This window comes from Janthinobacterium sp. SUN026, from assembly GCF_030397625.1.
Lineage (GTDB): Bacteria > Pseudomonadota > Gammaproteobacteria > Burkholderiales > Burkholderiaceae_D > Janthinobacterium > Janthinobacterium kumbetense.
In genome coordinates, this window is the sequence record NZ_JAPQNU010000003.1 from 540,496 (window position 1) to 555,850 (window position 15,355).

A 15,355-nucleotide genomic window follows, 5' to 3' on the forward strand; every position below is an offset into this window, starting at 1 on the left:
GCACCCAGTCGTCACGCACAGCGCGCGACGGCCTGGGTGCGGTGCCAGCTACTTAGTCGCGCTCGATGGCTAAAGCTACACCCATGCCGCCGCCGATGCACAATGCGGCCAGGCCTTTCTTGGCGTCGCGGCGGATCATTTCGTGGATCAGGGTGACCAGGATGCGCGCGCCGGACGCGCCGATCGGGTGGCCGATGGCAATCGCGCCGCCGTTCACGTTGATCTTGCTGGTATCCCAGCCCATTTCCTTGTTGACGGCAATCGCTTGCGCGGCAAACGCTTCGTTGATTTCCATCAAGTCCAGCTCTTCATGCGTCCAGCCGGCTTTTTTCAGGCACAGGCGCGATGCGGAGACGGGGCCCATGCCCATGACGGCCGGGTCCAGGCCCGACGAGGCGTAGGCCTTGATGCGTGCCAGCGGCTTCAAGCCCAGTTCCTTCGCTTGCGAGGCGGACATCATGATGACGGCGGCGGCGCCGTCGTTCAAGCCGGAAGCGTTGCCGGCCGTGACGGTGCCGTCCTTGGCGAACGCGGGGCGCAGGCCGGCCAGCGATTCCAGGGTCGAACCGGGCTTGATGTATTCGTCGCTGTCGAAGACAACGGTGCCTTTTTTATTGGCGATTTCCAGCGGCAGGATTTCATCCTTGAACTTGCCCGCTTTTTGCGCCGCTTCCGCCTTCAGTTGCGACTGCAGCGCGAATTCATCCTGCTCGGCGCGCGTCACTTCGTATTTCTTGGCGACGTTTTCCGCCGTGATGCCCATGTGGTACTGGTTGTACACGTCCCACAGGCCGTCGACGATCATGGTGTCGATCATCTTGAAGTCGCCCATGCGGAAACCGTCGCGCGAGCCGTTCATCGCGTGCGGCGAAGCGCTCATGTTTTCCTGGCCGCCGGCGATGATGATGTTGGCGTCGCCGCACTTGATCGCTTGCGCCGCCAGGTGCGTGGCCTTCAGGCCGCTGCCGCATACCTTGTTGATGGTGAATGCCGGGATGCTGCTCGGCAAGCCAGCCTTGATGACGGCCTGGCGCGCGGCGTTCTGGCCGACGGCAGCCGTCAGCACCTGGCCCAGGATCGCTTCGCCGATCAGGTTCGGGTCGATGCCGGTTTGTGCCAGCAAGCCCTTGATTACATGCGCGCCCAGTTCGGACGCAGGAATCTTGGCCAGACTGCCACCGAATTTGCCGACTGCGGTACGGCCGGCGGCCACGATTACGACATCATCCATTTATTTCTCCGATATGCTGGCCACGAGGGCCAAGGTCAAGGTGCTAATAGAATCCCATTGGAATCCTGTGAATCCGGGAAGACACAGCAAGCTGTGTTTCATTCTAGCGCGGCATGCGCCGCAGTTCCAGCGCCGCACCGCAGGCGGCGGCGATGACAGCCTGCCTGCGGTGGCGGCGGGCGACCTGGCGCGGCGGATAGCCGCTGCCGGGCCGCAACGCGCTTACGCCTGGCGAGCAGGACGCGTGTTTTTATTTTTATCATACCCTTCATCGGTGCCGCCGAAAGTGGTTTTTAGAAAATTATTGAAGGGAATAATCAGGGGTACGGGCGTTTGCTTTACCACCTGCAACAGCTCGCCAAATTTTTGACGCGATGCAGCAAACTCACCCTTTGTCACAGTGTCGAATTTCTCCTGGGTTTCTTGAGCAACATCCTTTGCCTGGCGGCTATATGCACCGATGCGTTCGATGGCCAGTTGCGACTGCGCGCGCGACAGTTCCAGCAGCGCTTGCGGGTCCTTCGCGGACAGCAGCTGATTGCCCGCCACAGTAGCGGCCGCCAGCGCCGTGCGGGCCGCATCGAGCTGCAATTCCAGCACGCTGGCGCCGCTGTCGACAGCGGCCTGCGCATACGCTTGCGCGCTGATCAATTGTGCTTCCACCACGGCCTTGCCGGCCCGTGCCCATTGTTCGGAAAATGAAAACATCGTGTTCCTCCCCAAAGAGTAGGCAGCGCATGTTGCGCCGCACAGTGCTCAACTGTAAGCGGTGGTTCATTGCTGAACCTTGATATTTATCAAACTTTGCTGTTGGTTTGTTTCCAACCCAACGCTGGTCAGGACAACAACTTGATACCGTCCAGCGAGGCCGCGCACTGCTCGCGTATCACGCTGACGAAATCGCGCACGTACGCCTTGTCCTGCAGATGCTCCGGCACGGACACGTACAAATCGCTCCACAAGCCGTGCTCGCCCACCGGGCGCGCCACGACGTAATCGTAATCGACGTAATTCTTGATGGCCCAGTTCGGCAAGGCGGCAATGCCCCGCCGGCTCGCCACCAGTTGCAGCACGGCCACTGTCAATTCGGCCGTGCGGCGTTCAAACGCGATGCCGGCCGGCCGCAGCACTTCGCGGATCAGGTCGATGCGCTCTTCCGGCACGGGATAGGTAATTAATGTTTCGCCCGTAAAGTCGGCCGCCGCCAGCCGGCGCTGCGCCTGCAGCCGGTGCTTTTGCGCCATCACCACCAGCATTTCAAAGCAGAACAGGGGAAACACGGTGAAATCGGGGCCGTACGGCGAGCCGATCACGAGATCCGCCTCGCCCGAACGCAGCAAGTCCGCCGGTTCGCTGTGAAAGCCGGAAACCAGGTCGATCTCCACTTCCGGCCAGCGCTGGCGGAAGGCATCCATCACCGGCATGAGCCAGTCGAAACAGGTATGGCATTCGAGCGCCACGCGCAGCTGCCCCTTGTCGCCCTGCGACAGGCGCGCCACGTCGCGCTCGGCCAGCTCGATCTCGGGCAGCAGCTTGTCGGCCAGGGCCAAGAGCCGGCTGCCCGTGGCCGTAAACGCGATCGGCATCGACTTGCGCTCGAACAATGGCGCCTTGTAGCGCTCTTCGAGCAGGCGGATCTGGTGCGACAGGGCCGACTGGGTCAGGTTGAGCAGCTGCGCGGCGCGCACCAGGCTGCCGGACGAACGCAGGGCACTCAAGGTGCGCAGGTGACGGATTTCTAGCATCGGAGAAATGGATTCTGTGCGTGAATTATTTTCATGTTATTCGGTAAAATGTTTCGTTTTGATTATAGACCAAGTTGCCGCACACTCTAGCGCATTCACATTAAATCTCGATGACATCATGACCATTCGTACCCACGTCCTTGGCTTTCCCCGTATCGGCGCCGCGCGCGAACTGAAACTGGCGCTGGAAAGCCACTGGCGTGGCGAGCTTTCCGAGGCGGACCTGGAAGCGACGGGCCGGCAACTGCGCGCGCGCCACTGGGCCCAGCAGCGCGACGCCGGCCTCGATTACGTCACCGTGGGCGACTTCGCCTTTTACGATCAGGTGGCCAGCCATATCCAGCTATTGGGCTGCGAACCGGCCCGCTTCCACTTTGCGCCAGAGCAATCGCCGCTGGCGCGCTATTTCACCATGGCGCGCGGCGCAGACACCCACGCCGCCCATGCCGGCTGCGGCCACGCGCACCATGCACACGCCGCAGGCACTGCCGCGCTGGAAATGACCAAGTGGTTTGACACCAATTACCATTACCTGGTGCCCGAACTGTCGCCGCAGACCCGCTTTTCGCTCGCTTGCGAGCGCCTGCTGGCGGAAGTGGCCGAGGCGCAGGCCCTGGGCCACCCGGTCAAGGCGGCCCTGATCGGCCCCCTCACCTTCCTGTGGCTAGGCAAGGAAAAGACGCCAGGCTTCGATCGCCTGGCCCTGCTGGAACAATTGCTGCCCGTCTACGGCGCCCTGCTCGACCGCCTGAAGCGGCAAGGCGTGACGTGGGTGCAGCTCGACGAGCCGATCCTGGGCCTGGACTTGCCCAATGCGTGGCGCAGCGCCTTCGAAAGCACGTATTGGCAGTTGAACCAGGTGGGCGTGAATATCCTGCTGGCCACGTACTTCTCGCCGCTGGAAGAAAACCTCAGCCTGACGTGCCGCCTGCCCGTGGCCGGCCTGCATGTCGACGGCATCCGCGCGCCGCATGAATTGATCAGCGTGACGGACTGGCTGCCCGCGCATAAAGTCTTGTCGATTGGCATCGTCGACGGGCGCAATATCTGGCGCACCGACCTCGACGCGGCCCTGGCCGTGCTGCGGCCGCTGGCGGCCAGGCGCGACGGCCATTTGTGGCTGGCGCCGTCGTGCTCGCTGCTGCACGTGCCGTTCAGCCTGGAAGCGGAAACGGAGCTCGACACCGACATCCGCAACTGGCTGGCGTTCGCCACGGAAAAACTGGCGGAGATCGCCATCCTCAAGGGCGCGCTCGCCGACCACCCCGATGACGCCGCACTGGCACAGTCCCGCCGGGCTGTCGCCGGGCGGCGCGCCAGTCCCCGCGTGCACCGCCCGCAAGTGGCGCAGCGCCTGCAGGCGCTGTCTCCCACCGTCGACCGCCGCGATTCCGGCTTCCCGCAGCGCCAGGCCATGCAGCGCGCGCGCTTGCAACTGCCCGATTTCCCCACGACGACCATCGGTTCCTTCCCGCAGACGCCCGCCATCCGCGCCGCCCGCGCCAGCCACAAGCGGGGCGAACTGGCGAGCGCCGAGTATGAACGGCAGATGCGCGCCGAAATCGCCCGCACCGTGGGGCGCCAGGAAGCGCTGGGCCTGGACGTGCTCGTGCATGGCGAAGCGGAACGCAACGACATGGTCGAATACTTCGGCGAACAATTGGACGGTTTTGTCTTCACGCGCCACGGCTGGGTGCAATCGTACGGCTCGCGCTGCGTCAAGCCGCCCGTCATCTACGGCGACGTGCAGCGCCCGGCCGCCATGACGGTGGCCTGGACGGTGCACGCGCAAAGCCTGACCAATAAACCGATGAAGGGCATGCTGACGGGGCCCGTGACGATCCTGCAATGGTCGTTCGTGCGCGACGACCAGCCGCGCGCCGCCACGGCGCTGCAGATCGCCCTGGCCATGCGCGACGAGGTAGCCGACCTGGAAGGGGCCGGCATCGGCATCATCCAGATCGACGAGCCGGCCCTGCGCGAAGGCTTGCCGCTGCGCCGCGGCCAGTGGGACGCCTACCTGGACTGGGCCACGCGCGCCTTCCGCATCGCCGCCTGCGTCGTCAGCGACGCGACGCAGATCCACACCCACATGTGCTATGCGCAGTTCAACGACATCCTGCCGCAGATCGCCGCCATGGATGCCGACGTCATCACGATAGAGACGAGCCGCTCGGACATGGCGCTGCTGGCGGGCTTTGGCCAGTTCCAGTATCCGAACGAAATCGGCCCCGGCGTATACGACATCCACTCGCCGCGCATCCCCTCGACCCTCGACATGGTGACATTGCTGCAAAAGGCCAGCGCCGTCATTCCCCCGGCGCATTTATGGGTCAACCCGGACTGCGGCTTGAAGACACGGGGCTGGGCGGAAACGGAGGCGGCCTTGCGCAATATGGTGGCGGCGGCAAAGCAGATGCGCGCCGGCTAAGCGCTGCAGTACCGCCCTATCAGCTGCGCCAATAGTGCCATGGGAAAAACGGGGGCGCCTGCACTGCCGCAGCCGCCCCCGTTTTCTCCCATGCACATACTGTTCTTATAGCAACTTCAGCCAGGACATTGAAAAGCCATGTCAAACAAGTAGGTGATTTGCCAGCCTTTCTTTCCTCGACCGAGATATATGCGGGCATGCTCCTTGCACCACCCGCGGTAATAAGACAGGGCATACCTGTTGTCAGAAAAATCCCGCCATTGGGTATTCTTTAATGCCGCATCGATTTCGCCGACATCCGGTTCACCACTGAGCAGGCACGTTTCCGCAATCACCCCGCCACTTGCGCCTCCACAGTCAACAATATAGTTTTGCAGTGACGTTCCCTGTATTTTGAGCGAAAGATACAAATTCTTCGTCGATGGCGCTCTGTATTTCTCTTGAAGTAACAGTAGGGACATTAAAACTAAAACAAATAAGAACCCGAACCTATTCTTTTTCATCTTGCAAAGCCATGCATTTTTATTGTTGTGCCTGCGGAAGGCAAACCTTCCATTTCAGACGATGATTTCTTGCGAGGACCTCCCCCACCAGATAAGCTGCATTTGTTCCATTGTTAATGTTATCACAAGCAATCCAGGGTGGCGACGGCGCAGCGGATGCGCGCCGCTTGATCCTGAAACAGCACCGTCAGGGCGCATTCTCGGCTGCTTTCGGGGCGCCGTCCGTTTTTTTTGACATGAAGTAGGTGTTGCCCTGCGGAATAGCACGCGCCAGGCCCCTGATGCCGATTTTTTTGCAGTAGAATGCAAGAAATTTACTGCTCCCATTGTTGCCGTACGGAACATCTGGCCTGCCGCAGTTTCACTTTGATAAATGTTTATGTCCAAAAGCCCGTCGCAGAAGCCTATCGAAATCAAGATTTCCACCGTCGTTGCCGTCTCCGCCATTCTGCATAGCGCCGATACGCAGGCACTCGATGCCGCCTTGCGCGACATGACGGGAGGCGTGGCGGACTTTTTCGAGGACGACCTGGCCGTGCTGGACGTGGCAGCCTTGCCGCCCGGCAGCGTGCCCATCGACTGGGCCGCCCTCGTGGCCCTGCTGAAAAAATACCGTTTGAATGCCGTGGCCGTGCGCAATGCGCCGGCCGACATGCATGACGCCATCCTGGCGCAAGGCTTGAGCCTCGACAGCGGCAAGACGCGCGACGATGCGCCGCCCAAGGATGGTCCCAAGGATACCCCCACTGCCGCCGCCCAGTCGGGCGCCGACGCCCAGGTGATGGTGATCGACACGCCCGTGCGCGCCGGCCAGCGCATCTATGCGCGCGGCTGCGACCTGATCATCACCGCCGTCGTCAACAATGGCGCCGAAATCATCGCCGACGGCAGCATCCACGTATATTCCTCGCTGTACGGCCGCGCGCTGGCTGGCGCCTCGGGCAATGCCCAGGCGCGCATCTTCGCGCTGGCCATGGAACCGGAACTGGTCTCGATCGCCGGCGTGTACCGCACGTTCGAGGATGGTTTCCCCGCAGAAATGGCGCGCGGACCCGCGCAAATTCGTTTGGCTGGAGACAGAATCGATATACACTCTGTCAATCCGGTCACTCCCGTGAACCGCTCTTAAGCTGCACAATTCAAGAGATATCTGAAAAGGATTATTTGTGGCAAGAATTATTGTTGTGACGTCCGGCAAGGGCGGTGTCGGCAAGACGACCTCTAGCGCCAGTTTTTCCACTGGCCTGGCCATGCGCGGCCACAAGACAGCCGTGCTCGACTTCGACGTGGGCCTGCGTAACCTCGACCTGATCATGGGTTGCGAGCGCCGCGTCGTCTACGACCTGATCAATGTGATTAATAAAGAGGCCACGCTGAACCAGGCCTTGATCAAGGACAAGCACTGCGACAACCTGTTCATCCTGCCAGCCTCGCAAACGCGCGACAAGGATGCCTTGTCGGAAGAAGGCGTGGAACGCGTGTTGAACGACCTGATCAACATGGGCTTCGAATTCATCATCTGCGATTCGCCGGCCGGCATCGAGCATGGCGCGCTGATGGCGCTGACGTTTGCCGATGAAGCCATCATCGTCACCAACCCGGAAGTGTCGTCGGTGCGCGATTCGGACCGCATCCTGGGCATCCTGCAAGCCAAGTCGCGCCGCGCGCAGACGGGCGGCGAGCCCGTCAAGGAACATTTGCTGATTACCCGCTACTCGCCGAAACGCGTGGAATCGGATGAAATGCTGTCCTACCAGGACGTGCAGGAAATCCTGCGCATCCCGCTGGTGGGCATCATTCCGGAATCGGAGCAAGTGCTGGCCGCCTCGAACCAGGGCAACCCGGCCATCCATTTCACGGGTACGGACGTGGCGCAAGCCTATGAAGACGTGGTGTCGCGTTTCCTCGGCGAAGATGTCGAGTTGCGCTTTACCAACTATGAAAAGCCTGGATTACTCCAGCGCATTTTTGGGGCGAAGTGATATGGCCTTGCTTTCTTTCCTGTTCCCCCCCAAGCCGAAGACGGCCACCGCGGCCAAGGAACGCCTGCAGATCATCATCGCCCGCGAACGCAGCGGACGCGATGGTCCGGACTTCCTGCCCGCCCTGCACAAGGAATTGATCGCCGTCATTTCCAAGTACACCAAGGTCAATGCCGACGACATCAAGATTTCGTTGGACCGCCAGGGCAACCTGGAAGTACTCGACGTCAACGTGGTACTGCCGGACGCGTAAGGCCTAATCCGGCCTGACCGTAAGCAATTCCTGCGCCACCGCGGCGCAGGCGTTCACGTGCTGGTTGCCGATCTGGCGGAACACGGCGTAGCCGATGGCTGCCGCCACCGCCTGGCCGGCAAACGGCACGAAGCGCGCCACCTGCTTGGTGGCAATCTTGACGCCACTGCGCTTGAGCAGCTGGAGGATCAGTTCGCGCGACACCAACTTTCCCACCAGCATGCCGCCCATGCCCACCGCCGCGCGGTAGGCCATCATCTTGAACTGCGGGTTCAGGCGCTCGATCTGCTCGGGCGTGAGGCCGAATTCGTGGTTGATATCGTTGATCAGCATGGAAAACAGGCCCACGTCGGACATCAGGTCGATGCCGGGAATGGGAATGGCCGAAGCGCCCGCCGACATCATGGCACGCCGCTGCACCAGGCGCCGGCAACGCTCGCGCACTTGCTCGATGTCGGCATGGCTGGCCGGTATCAGGGTCCAATCGGTGGTGCTCTTGTCTGCCATGGCCGTTTCTCCGCGAGTGATGGGTAGATGAACAAGTGTAACGTAAAGGCCTCAGCTGCCGATTTCACTGGACACAGTTGCAATCTCTGTTATATTTCACTTGAGCATTCCTTAACATTACGATAAGCAGAGCGGACCGTCTGTTTGTTGCTACACACTCCAGCCAATTATGCGAATTGCCGTACTCGATAGCGACCATAGCCAGGCAGAACTGATCTGCCAGGTGCTCACCGCCGCCGGCCACGCTTGCCACGAGTTTCAGAGTGCCAAGGACATGCTGGGGCAACTGCGCAAGGACAGTTGCGACATGCTGATCCTCGACTGGCATGTGAGCGATCTGGACGGCGCCGAAGTGTTGCGCCGTGCCCGGGAAAAACTGGCGCCCAAGGCGCCCGTGTTGTTTATGACCAACAGTTCCGGCGAAGACGACGTGGTGGCGGGCATGACGGCCGGCGCCGACGACTACATGATCAAGCCCTTGCGGCGCAGCGAACTGACCTTGCGCACCCAGGCGCTGCTGCGCGTGGCGTACCCGGCCCAGAATGGCGCCGAAACCTTGCAATTCGGTCATTACACGTTTGAAACCCGTCCCGGCCGCCTGCTGCGCGATGGCGAAGTGCTCGACGTGACGCACAAGGAATTCGCCCTGGCGCTGCTGTTCTTCCGCAACCTGGGCCGTCCATTGTCGCGCGCCTACATCCACGAAGCCGTGTGGCAGCGCGACACGGCCCTGCCCTCGCGCACCATGGATACCCACGTCTCGCGCGTGCGCAACAAGCTGCAGCTGAAACCGGAACACGGCTACAGGCTGGTACCCGTCTACAGTTACGGTTATCGCCTGGAAAAACTGGGCGGCTGAACGGCGGCAAACGGCTGACCTGCTCAAAGCACGGGCACAAAGCGTTATAATGTCGGCATAAGCCATCCCAACAGCCCTGAAATGCAACTGCTCGCCGTAGGCCTCAACCATACCACCGCCCCAGTGTCGCTCCGCGAACAGCTGGCGTTTGCGCCTGAGCACTTGGGCCAGGCGGTGATGGCGGCGCGCACCTGGTTCCAGCGCATCGACTTGCGCGACAACGACGAAGCGGCCATCTTGTCGACCTGCAACCGCACCGAGCTGTACGCGGCCAGCCACGTGCCCAATCCGCTCGACGCGGGCGCGCATTTCCTGGCCGATTATCACAAGCTCAACTACAGCGAGCTGCGCCCCCACTTATATATGTTGCCGCAGCACGATGCCGTGCGCCACACCTTCCGCGTCGCCTCCGGGCTCGATTCGATGGTGCTGGGCGAAACGCAGATCCTGGGCCAGATCAAGGACGCCATCCGCACGGCCGACGAGGCGGGCGGCCTGGGCACATATCTGCACCAGTTGTTCCAGCGCAGCTTTTCCGTCGCCAAGGAAGTGCGCAGCAGCACGGAAATCGGCGCCCACAGCGTGTCCATGGCGGCCGCCGCCGTGCGCCTGTCGCAGCGCATCTTCGACAAGATTGCCGAGCAGAACGTGCTGTTCATCGGCGCCGGCGAAATGATCGAATTGTGCGCCACGCACTTTGCGGCGCAAAACCCGAAAAGCATCACCATTGCCAACCGCACCATGGAGCGGGGCGAAGAACTGGCGCACCGCTTCAACGGCAAGGCCATCCGCCTGGCCGACTTGCCGGAACAGTTGCACCAGTTCGACATCGTCATCTCGTGCACGGCGTCGTCGTTGCCGCTGCTGGGCCTGGGCCTGGTCGAGCGCGCCATCAAGGCGCGCCGCCACAAGCCCATGTTCATGGTCGACCTGGCCGTGCCGCGCGACATCGAAGCGGAAGTGGGCCGTTTGAACGACGTCTTCCTGTACACGGTCGACGACCTGGGCAAGGTCGTGCAGACGGGCCTGGAAAGCCGGCAAGCGGCCGTGGCGCAAGCCGAAGCCATCATCGAGACGCGCGTGCAATCGTTCATGAGCTGGGTCGACGACCGCGCCATGGTGCCCGTCATCCAGCATTTGCATGAAAACAGCGAATCCTTGCGCCTGATGGAAGTGGAACGGGCGCGCAAGATGCTGGCCAAGGGCGCCGACATCGACGCCGTCCTGGAAGCGCTGTCGAAAGGCTTGACGGCCAAATTCCTGCACGGCCCGCAGCAAGCGCTGCACCACGCGCAAGGCGACGAGCGCAAGCAGCTGGTCACCCTGTTGCCGAAACTGTTCCGCCCCCGCCGTTAGCGCAGCCCCGCTGGCCGCCCGCGCGGCCGCCCCTGCCCGCCTGCCGGGCCCGTATCATCCCTACACCTTTTACCGCGAATCGCTATGAAACCATCCATGCTGGCCAAACTCGATCAACTGGCGAACCGCCTGGTCGAACTCGACGAACTGCTGATGCATCCGGACGCCACGTCGAACATGGACAGCTACCGCAAGATGACGCGCGAGCACGCCGAACTGGGCCCGCTGGTGGCCCTGTACCATTCCTACCAGGAAGCGGGCAACGATATTGCGACAGCGCAAGAGATGCTGGGCGATCCCGACATGAAGGAATTCGCCCAGGAAGAAATCGAGGCGGCCAAGACCACCATGGCGCGGCTGGAACGCGAATTGCAAACCATGCTGCTGCCGAAGGATGTCAACGACGAGCGCAATATCTTCCTGGAAATTCGCGCCGGCACGGGCGGCGATGAATCGGCCCTGTTCGCCGGCGATTTATTGCGCATGTACACACGCTTTGCCGAGCGCAACCGCTGGCAGGTGGAACTCGTGTCCTCGTCCGACTCCGACCTGGGCGGCTACCGCGAAGTGATCGTGCGTATCGTCGGCAATGGCGCGTATTCGAAACTGAAATTCGAGTCGGGCGGCCACCGCGTGCAGCGCGTGCCGGCCACGGAAACGCAGGGCCGCATCCACACGTCGGCCTGCACGGTGGCCGTGATGCCGGAAGCGGATGAAGTAGAGGACGTCAACATCAACCCGGCCGACCTGCGCATCGACACCTACCGCGCCTCGGGCGCGGGCGGACAGCACATCAATAAAACGGATTCCGCCGTGCGCATCACTCACTTGCCGACCGGCATCGTGGTGGAATGCCAGGATGACCGCAGCCAGCACAAGAACAAGGCGCAGGCGATGAAAGTGCTGGCCGCACGCATCAAGGACGTGCAGCTGCGCGAACAGCAGTCGAAGGAAGCGGCCACCCGCAAGAGCCTGATCGGCTCGGGCGACCGCAGCGAGCGCATCCGCACGTATAATTTCCCGCAAGGCCGCCTGACGGACCACCGCATCAATTTGACCTTGTACAAGCTGGACTTCATCATGGATGGGGATTTGACGGACTTGACGAATGCCTTGGCGGCAGAGCACCAGGCGGAGCTGCTGGCAGCGCTGGGCGATTAAAAAGCGTCCATGGCGGCGTTGCAGCGCCTGGCCGTACATTCGTACTGCCTGCGGCGCTGCGCCTTGCCCTGAACACTTTTTAACGCGCTCAGCCAAATCAAGGGTTTAAGTAGCGGCTAATCAATAAAAATCCGCCCTTGTGCGAAAATGACCAGCTCGATTCCATCCACCTCACCGTGTCGCCCATGAAAAATTCACGCACCGTCCTCCTGTTGACCGCCGCCCTGTGTTTCCTGATGCTGGGCGTGGCCATGTATTTGCAGCATGCCATGAACATGGCGCCGTGCCCGCTGTGCGTGATCCAGCGCTACCTGTTCCTCGCCATCGGCATCGCCTGCCTGGCCGGCGCGGCGGCCAACCGGCCGAAGATCGGCGCGGGCGTCGGCGTGCTGGCGGCCCTGGGCGGCCTGGGCGTGGGCGCCAAGCACCTGTACGTGCTGGCCAACCCCGGCTTTTCGTGCGGCATCGACCCGGTGGAAACGGCGCTGAACAAGGTCTTCACGGCCGAACTCATGCCCTTCATGTTTGAATCGTATGGCGCCTGCGAAAACGCGGGCGAGCCATTCTTCGGCCTGTCGATCCCGCAATGGGCGTTCATCTGGTTCGCCATCTTCGCCCTCACCTTGCTGTGGACCTTGCTGCGCCGTCAGAAATAATTGAAAGCACTATGCCAGAAACACTGATCCCCGCCGGCAGCACTGTCGGCGCCCTGCAAATCCGTCCCCTGCTCGATCCGCTCGACAACCGCATCCTGCTGGGCCACGCGCTGGGCCTGTCGCGCGTGAGCCTGATCACGCAATCGGAGCGAGTCCTCACTTCCGACGAAGCGGCGCGGTTGTCAGCCTTGCTGGCACGCCGCCTGCAAGGCGAGCCGATCGCCTACATCGTCGGCCAGCGCGAGTTTTTCGGCCTGCCGTTCGAAGTGAACGACGCCGTGCTGATCCCCCGCCCCGACACGGAAGTGCTGGTGGAACTGGCGCTCGAACGCCTGCCGCCCGGCGGACGGGTGCTCGACATGGGCACGGGCAGCGGCGCCATCGCCGTCGCCATCGCGCACACGCGGCCCGACGCCGTCGTCACGGCACTCGATGTGAGCAGCACGGCGCTGGCCGTGGCGCGCCGCAACGCCAGCGCCAACGGCGTCAACATCACCTTCATGGCCAGCGACTGGTTTGAGGCGCTGGGCACGGAAAAGTTCGACCTGATCGTCTCGAATCCCCCCTACATCGCCAGCGGCGACCGCCACCTGGCCGAAGGCGATCTGCGCTTCGAGCCGGCCGGCGCGCTGACCGACCACGCGGACGGCCTGTCGGCCCTGCGCACCATCGTCTCCGGCGCCGCGCGCCACCTGGCGTCAGGCGCCTGGCTGCTGATGGAACACGGCTACGACCAGGCGGCATCCGTGCGCGGCTTGCTGGCCGACGCCGGCTACAACAAAGTGCAAAGCTGGCGCGACCTGGCCGGCATCGAACGGGTCAGCGGCGCCCGCCACGGCTGACCGCCATTCGCTGCGCAAAGCTTGATCCGGCAGCGCGCCAGATCCCCCGCAGTTTGTTAAAATATCAAGCGAATTCCTGACCGAAGCGCCGTCCCTGTTCCCCGGGGCGGACGCTGGCGACGCGGCGTTTTTTGGGCCGGCGCCGACGCATTTGCCAAAATTCGGTTAATCTCAGCACAAATTATTTATATGCTGCACAAGAAAGGAAGCTCAAATTGCCCAACCTGTTGACTCGCCGCCTGGCATTGCTGACCGAAGATGCCAACCGCGCGCTGCTGGGCGGCTTGCGCGGCATCGAGCGTGAAACCCTGCGCGTCGACCATGCCGGCCATCTGGCTTCCACGCCCCACCCCGCCGCCCTGGGCTCGGCGCTGACGCACCCTGAAATCACCACCGATTACGCCGAAGCGCTGCTCGAATTCATCACCCCGGCGGAACAGGACATCGCCACGACATTAAGCAAACTGGACACCGTGCACCGCCACGCCTACAGCCGCCTCGGCGACGAGCTGCTGTGGAGCCAGTCGATGCCGTGCCAGCTGCCGCCCGAAGCGGACATCGAAATCGCCAACTACGGCAGCTCGAACATGGGCATGCTCAAGCACGTCTACCGGCGCGGTCTGGCCTTGCGCTATGGCAAAGCCATGCAATGCATCGCCGGCATCCACTACAACTACTCGCTCGACGAGCAGCTGTGGCAAGCGCTGGCCGGCAATCCGGACACCAGCGCCAGCCCCACCCACGCGGCGGCCACGCCGAAAGACGTGCAGTCGGAAAGCTACCTGGCGACGATCCGCAATTTCCGCCGCTACAGCTGGCTCCTGATGTACCTGTTCGGCGCTTCGCCTGCCCTATCCAGCGGTTTCCTGCGCGGCCGCGCGCACAAGCTCGACACCCTGTCCGACGATACCCTGTTCCTGCCGTACGCCACCAGCCTGCGCATGAGCGACCTCGGCTACCAGAACGATGCCCAGTCCGGCCTGCGCCCGCACGAAAACAGCCTGGACGACTACGTCAACGCCCTCACGCACGCCGTCAACGACCCGTATCCGCCGTATGCTGCGCTGGGCACAAAGAAGGATGGCGAGTGGATTCAGCTCTCCACCAACGTGCTGCAGATCGAAAATGAATACTATTCGACCATCCGTCCGAAACGCGTGATCCGCACGGGCGAGCGCCCGATCCAGGCCCTGTGCCTGCGCGGCGTGCAATACATCGAAGTGCGCTGCATGGATGTCGACCCGTTCGAACCGGTGGGCATCAGCCTGGAAACGGGCCGCTTCCTGGACGCCTTCCTGCTGTTCTGCGCGCTCGACGACAGCGGTCCCATCTCGGCCGAGCAAAGCGCCTGCTACACGAACAATTTCGCCCGCACCGTCAAGGAAGGCCGCAAGCCGGGCCTGACCCTGCGCCGCGACGGCGAAGAGATCACCCTGCAGGCCTGGGGCGAAGAGTTGCTGGCGCGCATCGCGCCCGTGGCGGCCTTGCTCGACGCGCGCCTTGGCGGCACGCAGCATGCGGACAGCCTGGCTGCGCAAGCCCGCAAACTGGCCGACCCGGATGCGACGCCATCGGCGAAGGTATTGGCCGAACTGCGCGCCAACGGCGGCTCGTTTGCCGCCTTCGGCCTGCGCCAGAGCGAACGCCACGCCGCCTATTTCCGCGCGCAGCCGGCAACGCAGGAACAAAGCGCGTATTTCGACGAGATGGCCGCCAGCTCGCTGGCCGAGCAGCGCGCCATGGAAGCGGCGCCAGCCGGCAGCTTCGACGATTTCGTCGCCGCTTACCGCGCCAGCACCCTGTGCTCGCACACCTGAGTCTGACCTTGC

At 62.6% G+C, this 15,355-nt stretch carries 15 protein-coding genes; 10 read left to right on the forward strand and 5 right to left on the reverse strand.

The features are described 5' to 3' along the window. Nucleotides 1-52: 52 nt before the first annotated feature. From OX459_RS17170 to OX459_RS17180, 3 genes are all read right to left on the reverse strand, one after another. Nucleotides 53-1,231 (reverse strand): acetyl-CoA C-acetyltransferase, encoded by a 1,179-nt coding sequence (locus tag OX459_RS17170; RefSeq protein WP_034783723.1) that lies wholly within the window; start codon nucleotides 1,229-1,231, stop codon nucleotides 53-55. A 222-nt stretch (nucleotides 1,232-1,453) separates the two neighbouring features. Next, on the reverse strand, nucleotides 1,454-1,939 hold the full coding sequence (locus tag OX459_RS17175; protein WP_289905926.1) for a phasin family protein: 486 nt from the start codon (nucleotides 1,937-1,939) through the stop codon (nucleotides 1,454-1,456). Nucleotides 1,940-2,067: 128 nt separating this feature from the next. Then, nucleotides 2,068-2,976 carry a LysR family transcriptional regulator gene (locus tag OX459_RS17180; protein WP_289905927.1) on the reverse strand — a complete coding sequence of 303 codons (909 nt, stop codon included), beginning with the start codon at nucleotides 2,974-2,976 and terminating at the stop codon, nucleotides 2,068-2,070. A gap of 118 nt (nucleotides 2,977-3,094) precedes the next feature. On the opposite strand from OX459_RS17180, the gene metE reads away from it, so the two are divergent. Next, on the forward strand, nucleotides 3,095-5,407 hold the full coding sequence (gene metE / locus OX459_RS17185; RefSeq protein WP_289905928.1) for a 5-methyltetrahydropteroyltriglutamate--homocysteine S-methyltransferase: 2,313 nt from the start codon (nucleotides 3,095-3,097) through the stop codon (nucleotides 5,405-5,407). A gap of 116 nt (nucleotides 5,408-5,523) precedes the next feature. On the opposite strand, the gene OX459_RS17190 is transcribed toward metE, so the two are convergent. Next, nucleotides 5,524-5,910: a hypothetical protein gene (locus tag OX459_RS17190; protein WP_289905929.1), complete on the reverse strand. Its 387-nt coding sequence runs from the start codon at nucleotides 5,908-5,910 to the stop codon at nucleotides 5,524-5,526. 379 nt (nucleotides 5,911-6,289) lie between these two features. On the opposite strand from OX459_RS17190, the gene minC reads away from it, so the two are divergent. From minC to minE, 3 genes are read left to right on the forward strand one after another with little or no spacing between them, the layout of a single operon-like run. Beyond that, a complete protein-coding gene (gene minC / locus OX459_RS17195; RefSeq protein WP_035828495.1) occupies nucleotides 6,290-7,039 on the forward strand; it encodes a septum site-determining protein MinC in 750 nt (249 codons plus the stop codon). 37 nt (nucleotides 7,040-7,076) lie between these two features. Beyond that, nucleotides 7,077-7,892, forward strand: a complete 816-nt coding sequence (gene minD / locus OX459_RS17200; RefSeq protein WP_034783730.1) for a septum site-determining protein MinD — start codon at nucleotides 7,077-7,079, stop codon at nucleotides 7,890-7,892. Nucleotide 7,893: 1 nt separating this feature from the next. After that, nucleotides 7,894-8,145, forward strand: a complete 252-nt coding sequence (gene minE, locus OX459_RS17205) for a cell division topological specificity factor MinE (protein WP_034752886.1) — start codon at nucleotides 7,894-7,896, stop codon at nucleotides 8,143-8,145. A 3-nt stretch (nucleotides 8,146-8,148) separates the two neighbouring features. On the opposite strand, the gene OX459_RS17210 is transcribed toward minE, so the two are convergent. Next, complete coding sequence (locus tag OX459_RS17210; RefSeq protein ID WP_099665879.1) at nucleotides 8,149-8,652, reverse strand: hypothetical protein; 504 nt, start codon at nucleotides 8,650-8,652, stop codon at nucleotides 8,149-8,151. Between the two features lie 169 nt (nucleotides 8,653-8,821). Between OX459_RS17210 and OX459_RS17215 the strand changes: the two genes are divergently transcribed. The 6 genes from OX459_RS17215 (at nucleotide 8,822) to gshA (ending at nucleotide 15,343) form a co-directional block, all read left to right on the forward strand. Next, nucleotides 8,822-9,511 carry a response regulator transcription factor gene (locus OX459_RS17215; RefSeq protein WP_099665880.1) on the forward strand — a complete coding sequence of 230 codons (690 nt, stop codon included), beginning with the start codon at nucleotides 8,822-8,824 and terminating at the stop codon, nucleotides 9,509-9,511. 81 nt (nucleotides 9,512-9,592) lie between these two features. After that, nucleotides 9,593-10,867 carry a glutamyl-tRNA reductase gene (gene hemA / locus OX459_RS17220; protein WP_077398499.1) on the forward strand — a complete coding sequence of 425 codons (1,275 nt, stop codon included), beginning with the start codon at nucleotides 9,593-9,595 and terminating at the stop codon, nucleotides 10,865-10,867. A gap of 84 nt (nucleotides 10,868-10,951) precedes the next feature. Continuing rightward, nucleotides 10,952-12,028: a peptide chain release factor 1 gene (gene prfA / locus OX459_RS17225; RefSeq protein WP_077398497.1), complete on the forward strand. Its 1,077-nt coding sequence runs from the start codon at nucleotides 10,952-10,954 to the stop codon at nucleotides 12,026-12,028. A 185-nt stretch (nucleotides 12,029-12,213) separates the two neighbouring features. Further along, nucleotides 12,214-12,684, forward strand: a complete 471-nt coding sequence (locus OX459_RS17230; protein ID WP_077408913.1) for a disulfide bond formation protein B — start codon at nucleotides 12,214-12,216, stop codon at nucleotides 12,682-12,684. Between the two features lie 11 nt (nucleotides 12,685-12,695). Then, on the forward strand, nucleotides 12,696-13,526 hold the full coding sequence (gene prmC / locus OX459_RS17235; RefSeq protein ID WP_289905930.1) for a peptide chain release factor N(5)-glutamine methyltransferase: 831 nt from the start codon (nucleotides 12,696-12,698) through the stop codon (nucleotides 13,524-13,526). A gap of 215 nt (nucleotides 13,527-13,741) precedes the next feature. Further along, the gene (gene gshA, locus OX459_RS17240; RefSeq protein WP_289905931.1) at nucleotides 13,742-15,343 is read left to right on the forward strand and encodes a glutamate--cysteine ligase; all 1,602 of its coding nucleotides are present in this window, start codon (nucleotides 13,742-13,744) and stop codon (nucleotides 15,341-15,343) included. Nucleotides 15,344-15,355 lie beyond the last annotated feature (12 nt).